Below are 10,538 nucleotides of genomic sequence, written 5' to 3'. Positions count from 1 at the left end.
CCAAACCCTTGGTCATCACCCTGCACGCAGCAGTCTGCAATGGGAATGTTGCAAATGGCGTGCCCTGGAGCGATTGCCCGACGAAGGTTGGTGCGAAGAGGGAGGCGGGGAGGAAAGATCGAACGAGTTGTAGGAGCAGCGTTGGGGCTTTTGTAGGAGCGAGCTTGCTCGCGAACGAATTTTCCGGCAGCGCAGGCGTTGGAATGGTTCGCGAGCAAGAACTAGGCGTCCCCCTCGCTCCTACAGGGGAACCTACAGCATCAGCTTGACCACGGACTCCGACGGGTCGCGCGACTTGCCGGCCTTCTCCAGCTGCGCCAGGTAATCGGCCCACATCTCGTCCTGGCGCATGCACAGCTCATAGAGGTAGTCCCAGGTGAACAGGCCGCTGTCGTGGCCGTCGTCGAAGGTCAGCTTCAGCGCGTACTGCCCGGCCGGCTCCAGGTTGCTCAGGGCGACATTCAGCTTGCCCACTTGCAGCACCGGGTTGCCGTGGCCCTGGACTTCCGCCGATGGCGAATGCACGCGCAGGAACTCGGCAGGCAGGTCGTAGGACTGGTCGCCATAGGTCAGCGAGAGCTTCTTCGAGGCCTTGTGCAGCTTGATGGCGGTTGGGATACGCATGGACGGCTCCTGGACGGCGATACCGGCATTGTAGCGCCGGCGGAAAACCAACGGGGCGCCCTGAGGCGCCCCGTCGCTGTCGCAGTGATCCGCTTACAGGATGTAGCGCGACAGGTCTTCGTCCTGGGCCAGCTCACCCAGGTGGCCATTGACGTAGGCCGCGTCGATCACGATGGCCTTGTCGCTGTGCTCGCTGGCCAGGTCCGCGGCATCGAAGGACACCTCTTCGAGCAGGCGCTCAAGCAGGGTATGCAGGCGACGGGCACCGATGTTCTCGGTCTTCTCGTTGACCTGGAAGGCGATCTCCGCGAGGCGCTTGATACCGTCGGCGGCGAACTCGATGTCCAGCCCTTCGGTCTTCAGCAGCGCGGTGTACTGCTCGGTCAGCGAAGCGTGCGGCTCGCTGAGGATACGCTCGAAGTCGCTCGGGCTCAGGGCTTTCAGCTCGACGCGGATCGGCAGGCGGCCCTGCAGTTCCGGCACCAGGTCGCTGGGCTTGGACAGGTGGAACGCGCCCGAGGCGATGAACAGGATGTGGTCGGTCTTCACCATGCCCAGCTTGGTGTTCACGGTGCAGCCCTCGATCAGCGGCAGCAGGTCGCGCTGTACGCCTTCGCGGGACACATCGGCGCCGCCGACGTTGCCGCGCTTGGCGATCTTGTCGATCTCGTCGATGAAGACGATGCCGTTCTGCTCGACCGCTTCCAGGGCGCGGGCCTTGAGGTCTTCTTCGTTGACCAGGCGCTGGGCTTCCTCGTCGCGGATCAGCTTCATCGCCTCGGCGACCTTCAGCTTGCGGGACTTGCGCTTGCCCTTGCCCATGTTGGAGAAGAGGCTCTGCAGCTGGTTGGTCATCTCCTCCATGCCGGGCGGGGCCATGATTTCCACGCCCGAGGGGATGTCGGCGACCTCGATGTCGATTTCCTTGTCGTCCAGCTGGCCTTCGCGCAGGCGCTTGCGGAACAGCTGGCGGGTGTTGGAGTCCTCGCGTGCCGGCTCGTCGCCGAAGCCGGTGGTGCGCGCCGGCGGCAGCAGGGCGTCGAGGATGCGCTCTTCGGCAGCGTCCTCGGCGCGGTACTTGACCTTCTGCACTTCCTGTTCGCGGAGCATCTTGATCGCGGCATCGGCGAGATCGCGGATGATCGACTCGACGTCACGGCCGACGTAGCCGACTTCGGTGAACTTGGTCGCTTCCACCTTGATGAACGGCGCGTTGGCCAGCTTGGCCAGGCGGCGGGCGATCTCGGTCTTGCCGACGCCGGTCGGGCCGATCATCAGGATGTTCTTGGGCGTCACCTCGGCGCGCAGTTCGGCCGGCAGCTGCATGCGCCGCCAGCGGTTGCGCAGGGCGATGGCGACGGCGCGCTTGGCGTCGTCCTGGCCGATGATGTGGCGGTTGAGTTCGTGGACGATCTCGCGGGGAGTCATGGACATTTGACGGGCTACTCCGGAACGACAGCGCTCAGACGGCGCTGTCGAGCTCCTCAAGGGTCAGGTTCTGGTTGGTGAACACGCAGATCGAGCCGGCGATGTTCAGGGCGGTCTCGGCGATTTCGCGGGCGCTCATCTCGTCGCTGCCTTTCTGCAGCAGCGCCATGGCGGCCGCCTGGGCGAAGCCGCCGCCCGAACCCATGGCGATCAGGCCGTGCTCGGGTTCGACCACGTCACCGTTGCCGGTGATGATCAGGGATGCGTCCTTGTTGGCCACGGCCAGCATGGCTTCCAGGCGGCTCAGGGAGCGGTCGGTACGCCAGTCCTTGGCCAGCTCGACAGCGGCGCGCACCAGGTGGCCCTGGTGTTTTTCCAGCTGCTGCTCGAAGCGTTCGAAGAGGGTGAAGGCATCGGCGGTGGCGCCGGCGAAGCCGGCCAGTACTTCACCGTGGTACAGGCGACGGACTTTCTTCGCGTTGCCTTTCATCACGGTGTTGCCCAGGGAAACCTGGCCGTCGCCGCCCATGACGACTTTGCCGTTACGGCGGACAGATACGATGGTGGTCAAGGGTCTTACTCCACACTAGCGGGGCGATGTGCCCGAATGCAGAGTCAGATGGGGACTAGGAAGGCGGGGTTCAAGTCCTGCACCGGACGAGCAACGCGCATTTCGCGCGCCACTCGTCGGTGCAGGCCTTGGAATCAGCGGGTCTGGCGCTGCTGTAACAGCAGGTTGCTGAAGCCGTTGCCGGCCAGTTGCTTCTGCGCGGCGGAGGCCTTGGCGCGGTCGCCGTAGGGGCCGACCATGACGCGGTACCAGGTTTCGTCGCGCACCGTGCCGGACTCCACGCGGGCGTTCTGGCCCATCATGATGATCTGCGCGCGCAGGTGGTCGGCGTCGGTCTGCTTACGGAACGAGCCGGCCTGCAGGTAGTACTGCGTGGCGGCGACGGCCGGCGGCGGTGTCGGCTTGGCTGGCGCCGTATCGCTGGCCGGAGCCTGCGGCAATGCCTGCTTCTGCGCGCTGGCGACCTGGGTCGCGGGCGGCGTGGCGGGCGTTGCCGGCTTGACCACCGCCGGTGGCGGCGGATTCTGCCCGCTCAGCGCCGCCAGGGCGCGCTGGGTGTCGATCTTCTCGGCTTCTTCCTTGGTCGCGACCACGGTCGCCGGCGGCTGTGGCTTGGCCGGCGGTGGCACGGCCTCTGGCGGCACGGCGACTTCCGAGCCCGGCAGCAGGGTGTAGAAGTCGTACTTGGGCTTGACCCCGGTGGGGGCGGCCGGCTGTTGCGGCTGCACGGTGCCGGAGGGCTTGCTGGAGCCGACCACGGTCTTGGGCGCCTCCGGCTTCTCGCGTTTGACGTCGTTGCGACCCGGCTCCAGCTTCATCAGGAACATGATGAAGCCGCCGATGGCCAGGCCGGCGACCAGCCAGACCCAGCCGGGGACCGACGTCTTCTTGGCCGGGGCCTGGTAGCGGCTGGCGCCGCGCTTGGGAGCGGGTTTCTTCTTCGCCATGGGTGCTTACATGCGCTCCAGGGTTTCCAGGCCCAGCAGCTCCAGGCCCTGCTTGAGGGTACGGCCGGTCAGCGCGGCGAGGCGCAGGCGGCTTTCCTGTTGCGCCGGGTCTTCGGCCGTGAGGATCGGGCAGTGCTCGTAGAAGCTGGAGAACAGGCCGGCCAGCTCGTACAGGTAGGCGCAGAGGATGTGCGGGACACCCTTCACGGCGACGTTGTTGAGCAGGTCGGTGAACTGCGCCAGCTGGGCGGCCAGGGCGATTTCCTGCGGTTGCTGCAGGACGATCTTGCCGCCCACTTCGTCGTAGCCCTTGCCCAGCTTGCGGAAGATGCTCGCCACGCGGGTGTACGCATACAGCAGGTACGGCGCGGTGTTGCCCTCGAAGCTCAGCATCAGGTCGAAGTTGAAGCTGTAGTCGCTGGTGCGGTGCTTGGACAGGTCGGCGTACTTCACCGCGCCGATACCCACGGCGTGGGCGATCTGGCGCAGGTCCTGCTCGCTGAAGTCGGGGTTCTTGCCTTTCACCAGGGTGTAGGCGCGCTCCTCGGCTTCGATCAGCAGGTCGATCAGCTTCACGGTGCCGCCGTCGCGAGTCTTGAACGGCTTGCCGTCGGCGCCGTTCATGGTGCCGAAGCCCATGTGCTCCAGGTCCATGCTGGCCGGGACGAAACCGGCGCGGCGGGCCACTTCGAACACCTGCTGGAAGTGCAGGGCCTGGCGCTGGTCGACGAAGTACAGCACGCGGTCGGCGTGCAGCACCTTGTGGCGGTAGCGCATGGCGGCGAGGTCGGTGGTGGCATAGAGGTAGCCGCCGCCGGCCTTCTGCACGATCACCGGCAGCGGCTCGCCTTCGGCGTTCTTGAATTCATCGAGGAACACGCACAGGGCGCCGTCGCTCTCGACCAGCAGGCCCTTGGCCGTGAGGTCGGCGACCACCTGGGCGAGGTCGTCGTTGTAGGCGCTCTCGCCCTTCACGTCGGCCATGGTCAGCTTAACGCCCAGCAGGTCGTAGACCTTCTGGCAGTGCGACAGGGAAATGTCGTTGAAGCGGGTCCACAGGGCGATGCACTTGGGATCGTTGGCCTGCAGCTTCACCACCAGCTCACGGGCGCGGTCGGCGAACTCGGGGGATTCGTCGAAGCGCTTCTTGGCGGCGCGGTAGAAGACTTCCAGGTCGTGCAGTTCGGCCTGGGCGTCCACCGGTTGTTCTTCCAGGTAGGCCAGCAGCATGCCGAACTGGGTACCCCAGTCGCCCACGTGGTTCTGGCGGATCACGGTATCGCCGAGGAATTCCAGCACGCGGCTGACGGCGTCGCCGATGATGGTCGAGCGCAGGTGGCCGACGTGCATTTCCTTGGCCAGGTTCGGCGAGGACAGGTCCACCACCACGCGCTGCGCGAGGCCGGCCTTGCGTACGCCGATGTGGCCATCGGCCAGGGCCTTGTCGAGGCTGGCGGCGAGCCAGGCCTGGTCCTGGAAGAAGTTCAGGAAGCCGGGGCCGGCGATCTCGACCTTGGCCACTTCCGGGCTCTGCGGCAGCGCCGCGACCAGCTTGGTGGCCAGGTCGCGCGGCTTCATGCCGGCCGGCTTGGCCAGCATCATGGCGATGTTGCTGGCGAAGTCACCGTGGGTTCGGTCCTTGGTGTTCTCCACCTGGATGTCGGGCGTCAGGCCGGCCGGCAGGGTGCCGTCTTCGGTGAGGCTGACAAGGGCTTGCTGGATCAGGTGGCGAATCGTGTCTTTCATGGTTTTCTCCGTGCTCGCGTGCATCCGGCGCGCGCGACCGGTTATCGGGCTCAGAACCGCGCATTATCCGTGGCTGGGCATGGCTTGCCAACCGCGGAGCGCTCCGAGTTCAGTCTCGCCGCTGCGCCGTCCGTCGCGGCTGATGGAAGTCAATGTAGGACGGTTCCGGCGCGGCGGACGGGTTCTTGGGAATAAAAGAAGGTCGTCAGAACAGATCGATCGGGTCGACATCCAGCGACCAGCGTACCTGGCGCCCGCTGGGCATGCCCTCGAGCGTTTGCAGCCATGGGGTGAGAAGACGGTGCAGTGGTGCGCGGGCGGTGCTCATCAGCAGCAGTTGCGCGCGGTAGCGGCCGGCGCGGCGTTCCATGGGCGCCGGCACCGGGCCGAGGAGGTCGACGTCGTGGCCGAGGGTGGCCTGCAGGCGCTCGGCCTCGGCGCAGGCTTCGTCGAGGAAACCTTCGGCCTGCCCCGGCTTGTGCGCCTCGGCGCGTAGCAGCGCCAGGTGCGAGAAGGGCGGCAGACCGGCGGAGCGGCGCTCGGTGAGGGCCTGCTCGGCGAAGGCGAAGTAACCCTGCTCGGTGAGTTGTACCAGCAGCGGGTGGTCGGCCAGATGGGTCTGGATCAGCACGCGGCCCGGTTCCTCGGCGCGCCCGGCGCGGCCGGCGACCTGGACGATCTGCTGGGCCATGCGCTCGCTGGCACGGAAGTCGGCGGAGAACAGCCCGCCATCGGCGTCGAGGATCGCCACCAGGGTGACCCGCGGGAAGTGGTGCCCCTTGGCGAGCATCTGCGTGCCCACCAGGATGCACGGCTCGCCCTTGTTGATGGTGGCGAACAGGTCGCGCATGGCGTGCTTGCGCGAGGTGCTGTCGCGGTCGATGCGCAGCACCGGGTAGTCCGGGAAGAGGATGCGTAGGCGCTCCTCGGCGCGCTCGGTGCCGGCGCCGACCGGGCGCAGGTCCACGGTGCCGCATTTCGGGCAATTGCGCGGCGGTCGCTCGCGGTGGTCGCAGTGGTGACAGCGCAGTTCGCCGCTGCCCTGGTGCACCGTCATGCGCGCATCGCAGCGCGGGCACTGGCTGATCCAGCCGCAGTCGTGGCACAGCAGGGTCGGGGCGAAGCCGCGGCGGTTCAGGTAGACCAGCACCTGCTGGCCGGCGGCCAGGGTTTCCTTGATCGAACGCTGCAGCGGCATGGAGATGCCCGAATCCAGCGGCAGGCTCTTCACGTCCAGGCGGTGGAACTTGGGCTGGTGCGCGCCGCCGGCCCGCTGGGTCAGGCGCAGCAGGCCGTAGCGGCCGCTCTGGGCGTTGTGCAGGCTTTCCAGCGCCGGCGTGGCGGAGCCCAGCAGGATCGGCACGTTCTCCAGCCGCGCGCGCACCATGGCCAGGTCGCGGGCGTGGTAGCGCAGGCCTTCCTGCTGTTTATAGGAAGCGTCGTGCTCCTCGTCGATGATGATCAGCCCCGGATTCTTCAGCGGGGTGAACAGTGCCGAGCGGGTGCCGATGATGATGTCCGCCTCGCCATCGCGGGCCGCCAGCCAGGCGTCGAGGCGCTCGCGGTCGGTCAGCGCCGAATGCAGCAGGGCGATGCGCGCGTTGAAGCGCCGTTCGAAGCGGCTCAGGGTCTGCGGGCCGAGGTTGATCTCGGGGATCAATACCAGCGCCTGCTTGCCGGCCTCCAGGGTTTCGCGGATCAGTTGCAGGTAGACCTCGGTCTTGCCGCTGCCGGTGACGCCGGCCAGGAGGAAGCTGTGGAAGCTGCCGAAACCGGCGCGCACGGCCTCGAAGGCGGCGCGTTGTTCGGCATTCAGCGGCAGTTCCGCCTGCGCCAGCCACGGGCCGTGGTGCGGCGGCACGCGGTGCTCGCGCACTTCCAGGGTGACCAGCCCCTTTTCCTGCAGCAGGTCGAGGCTGTCCTTGTTGATCTGCAACTGGCTGAGCAGGTCGTGGGCGACACCGTGGGGATGCTGCTTGAGGATCTTCAGCGTTTCGCGCTGGCGCGGTGCGCGGGCCAGGCGCGGGTCTTCCTCGCGGGCGCCGGGTTCGGCATGCCAGAAACGCTGCTGGCGAGCTTCGGCCGGATCGCCCTGGCGCAGCAGGTTGGGCAGCGCCCAGGAGAAGGTGTCGCCCAGGCTGTGCTGGTAGTACTGCGCCGTCCAGCGGCACAGCTCCAGCAGGTGCGCCGGCATCGGCGGCTCGCGATCGAGCACGGCCAGCGCCGGGCGCAGCTTGTCCGCCGGGACGTCGGAGCTTTCCACCTTGTCCACCAGCACGCCGACCATCTCGCGACGGCCGAAGGGGACGCGCAGGCGCACGCCGGGCTGCAGGCGTGCGACGTCGACCCCGCGCGGGGGCAGGTAATCGAACAGGCGGCGCAGCGGCGAGGGCAGGGCGAGGCGCAGGATGGACGGTGACGGCACGCGACGGATTCCGGGGCGGCGGGGAGCGTCGGATGGTAGCATGGGCAATGCGACGGTCGGTCATGCCTGATCTTGCGTTGAAAGCGTTCTCTGGTATGATCCACGCCCTTAATTTCCGTGCGGTGCCCGGTAAAAGATCCCGCCCGCGGTCCTCGATGACCGTGGCTCGGCTTCTGCCAGAGACTGGGTGGCGGCACACCACTGAGAGGAAGAGACCATGAAACCGGAAATCCATCCCGCGTACGAAGACATCGAAGCTACCTGCAGCTGTGGCAACGTGATCAAGACCCGTTCCACCCTGTGCAAGGGCATTCACCTGGACGTCTGCTCCGAGTGCCACCCCTTCTACACCGGTAAGCAGAAAGTTCTGGACACCGGCGGCCGTATCGACCGCTTCAACCAGCGCTTCGCCATGTTCGGCGGCAAGAAGTAAGATCGATTTCCGGGAAAGGCCCACGATGGTTTTTCACGGTAATTCGAAAAAGGCGTCCCTCGTGGGCGCCTTTTTTATGGCCGTCCTTTTTTCCCTGGACGCCAGCGCCGCTGCCTGCCCGAAGCCTTCGTCGCCCGAAACGGTGCGCGTGGCGCGGGTGGTGGATGGCGACACGCTCAAGCTGGCCGACGGCCGCAGCGTCCGCCTGATCGGCGTCAACGCCCCGGAACTGGCCCATCATGGCCGCTCCGAAGAGGCCTTTGCGGTCACCGCCCAGCGCCGCCTGCAGCAACTGGTGGCAGCCAATGACGGCGAGGTCGGCCTGGTTGCCGGCCAGCAGGGCAAGGACAAGTACGGCCGCACCCTGGCCCACGCCTTTGACGGCCAGGGCAACAACCTCGAATCCCGCCTGCTCGCCGAAGGTCTGGGCTACCTTGTAGCTATCGCCCCCAACACCGACCTTACCGTCTGCCAGCAGGCCGCCGAGCGCGAGGCGCGCCGCGCCAGGCTGGGGCTGTGGAAAAAGTCCCCGGTGCAGACGGCGCAGCAACTTCAGGACAGCGGCTTTGCGGTGGTACAGGGTCGGGTGGAGCAGGTTCAACGCAACCGGGGCGGCCTGTGGGTCGAGCTCGACGGCCCGCTGGTGCTGCGTATCCAGCCGCGCCTCGTGAGGCAGTTCGACGATGCAACCCTGCGCGACCTGAAGGGGCGACAGGTGGAAGCGCGCGGCTGGGTCATCGACCGCGCCGAGCGTGGTGGCGTTAAACCCGGACAGGCGCGCTGGATGCTGCCTGTAACCGACCCGGCGATGATGGAGGTATTGCCATGAGCTTGCGCTCGTTCGGAACCTTGGTGCTGCTGGCGCTCCTGGGCGTCCTCGGCGGTTGCGCCACCAACCCGGCCACCGGCAAGTCTGACTTCGTGATGATGAGCGAGCAGAGCGAGCTGGAGATGGGCCAGAAGTACAGCCAGGAAATCGCCAAGCAGTACCCGCGCTATGAGGATGCGAAACTGCAGGCCTACGTCCAGCAGGTGGGCGAGCGGGTCGCACGCGCCGGCGACCGGCCGCAGCTGCAGTATCACTTCACGGTCATCGACACCCCCGACATCAACGCCTTCGCCCTGCCCGGCGGCTACATCTATATCCACCGTGGGTTGATGGCGTATCTGGGCTCGGAGGCGGAACTGGCCGCCGTGCTCGGCCACGAGGTCGGCCACGTCACCGCCCGGCATAGCGTCAAGCAGCAGAGTCAGTCCAGCGCCTGGGGCATTCTCGGGCAGGCGGTGGCCATCGGCACCGGCGTGGGCGCCGCGGCGGACCTCACCAACGTGCTCGGCACCGCCTTCGTGCGCGGCTATGGCCGTGACATGGAGCTGGAGGCCGACGGTCTCGGCGCCAAGTACCTGGCCCGCGCCGGCTACGACCCCACCGCCATGATCCAGGTAGTGCGGGTGCTGAAGAACCAGGAAGATTTCGCCCGCGACGAAGCGGCGCGCAAGGGCCAGGCCGCCCAGCCGGTCGGCTACCATGGCTTGTTCGACACCCACCCGGACAACGACCAGCGCCTGAAACAGGTGATCGGTCCGGCCCAGGCCCTGGCCGTCAGCGGCCAACGCGAAGTGGGCGCCGAACGCTACCTCAAGGCCATCGACGGCATGCCCTTCGGCGACTCCGCCGCCAGCGGTGTGCGCCGTGGCCAGGCGTTCTATCACTCGGAACTGGACTTTACCCTGACTTACCCGACGGGCTGGGGCATCCTCAACCAGCCGTCCGCCCTGGTGGGCTACACCGCCGACCAGCAAGCCTACATCGGCATGAAGCTGGTGCCCCGGGATGGCCAGCTGACCCCGGCCGAATACCTGCGAAAAGGCGCTGGCGGGCGGTTATCGAACGAAGAAAGTTTCCAGCAGAGCGGCCTCGACGTCGCCACCGGCGTGGTGCCCGGCAATCCGGCACGGCGCGCGGCGGTGATCTACCAGAAGGACCACGCCTACCTGTTCATTGGTGTGGTCAAAGGTCGCGCCTCGCTGGAGAGCGAGGACGATCACTTCATGCAGGTCATCCGCAGCTTCCGGCCGATGCGTGCGGACGAGCAGAAACTTGCGCAACCGCGCCGGATTGCCGTCGTTCAGGTCAAATCCGGGCAGACTGTCGAGCAGTTCGCGAAGGCCGAATCCGGTCCGGAATCTGACTCGATAAATCGTATACGTTTATTGAATGACTTGTATCCAACCGGCCAGCCAAAACCGGGCGATTGGCTGAAAGTCGTACGCTAGAGGTCTTGACAGCAGGGGCTTGGGCTACCTTGGCAGGTGCGGGGTTTGTGCGTATGCTCGGACCCCCGTCTGTCCAACAAGCAACAA

General features: G+C 66.7%; 9 protein-coding genes. 3 read left to right on the top strand and 6 right to left on the bottom strand.

The genetic code is table 11. The annotated features are described in order from the left end of the window. Window positions 1-252: 252 nt before the first annotated feature. From UB43_RS16165 to UB43_RS16140, 6 genes are all read right to left on the bottom strand, one after another. A complete protein-coding gene (locus UB43_RS16165; protein ID WP_045212877.1) occupies window positions 253-624 on the bottom strand; it encodes a gamma-butyrobetaine hydroxylase-like domain-containing protein in 372 nt (123 codons plus the stop codon). A 93-nt stretch (window positions 625-717) separates the two neighbouring features. Then, entirely contained in the window at window positions 718-2,058 is a 1,341-nt protein-coding gene (gene hslU / locus UB43_RS16160) for an ATP-dependent protease ATPase subunit HslU (RefSeq protein WP_045212875.1), read from the bottom strand. A gap of 28 nt (window positions 2,059-2,086) precedes the next feature. Further along, window positions 2,087-2,623 (bottom strand): ATP-dependent protease subunit HslV, encoded by a 537-nt coding sequence (hslV, locus tag UB43_RS16155; RefSeq protein ID WP_045212871.1) that lies wholly within the window; start codon window positions 2,621-2,623, stop codon window positions 2,087-2,089. Window positions 2,624-2,757: 134 nt separating this feature from the next. Beyond that, a complete protein-coding gene (locus UB43_RS16150; RefSeq protein ID WP_045212869.1) occupies window positions 2,758-3,570 on the bottom strand; it encodes an SPOR domain-containing protein in 813 nt (270 codons plus the stop codon). Window positions 3,571-3,576: 6 nt separating this feature from the next. Then, the gene (gene argS, locus UB43_RS16145; protein WP_045212866.1) at window positions 3,577-5,316 is read right to left on the bottom strand and encodes an arginine--tRNA ligase; all 1,740 of its coding nucleotides are present in this window, start codon (window positions 5,314-5,316) and stop codon (window positions 3,577-3,579) included. 205 nt (window positions 5,317-5,521) lie between these two features. Continuing rightward, window positions 5,522-7,783 carry a primosomal protein N' gene (locus UB43_RS16140; protein WP_156160429.1) on the bottom strand — a complete coding sequence of 754 codons (2,262 nt, stop codon included), beginning with the start codon at window positions 7,781-7,783 and terminating at the stop codon, window positions 5,522-5,524. A 175-nt stretch (window positions 7,784-7,958) separates the two neighbouring features. Here UB43_RS16140 and rpmE point away from each other — a divergent pair, with 175 nt between their 5' ends. The 3 genes from rpmE to UB43_RS16125 all read left to right on the top strand — a co-directional run bounded on the left by rpmE (window position 7,959) and on the right by UB43_RS16125 (window position 10,451). Further along, complete coding sequence (gene rpmE / locus UB43_RS16135; protein ID WP_024766509.1) at window positions 7,959-8,174, top strand: 50S ribosomal protein L31; 216 nt, start codon at window positions 7,959-7,961, stop codon at window positions 8,172-8,174. 76 nt (window positions 8,175-8,250) lie between these two features. Continuing rightward, window positions 8,251-9,003, top strand: a complete 753-nt coding sequence (locus UB43_RS16130) for a thermonuclease family protein (RefSeq protein WP_156160428.1) — start codon at window positions 8,251-8,253, stop codon at window positions 9,001-9,003. After that, window positions 9,000-10,451 (top strand): M48 family metalloprotease, encoded by a 1,452-nt coding sequence (locus tag UB43_RS16125; RefSeq protein WP_045212859.1) that lies wholly within the window; start codon window positions 9,000-9,002, stop codon window positions 10,449-10,451. Before UB43_RS16130 ends, UB43_RS16125 begins: the two co-directional genes overlap by 4 nt. Window positions 10,452-10,538 lie beyond the last annotated feature (87 nt).

This window comes from Pseudomonas sp. 21 (assembly GCF_000955805.1).
Lineage (GTDB): Bacteria > Pseudomonadota > Gammaproteobacteria > Pseudomonadales > Pseudomonadaceae > Pseudomonas.
Note: the sequence above shows the minus strand (reverse complement) of the source record. Positions and strands in the feature narration are given on the sequence as shown.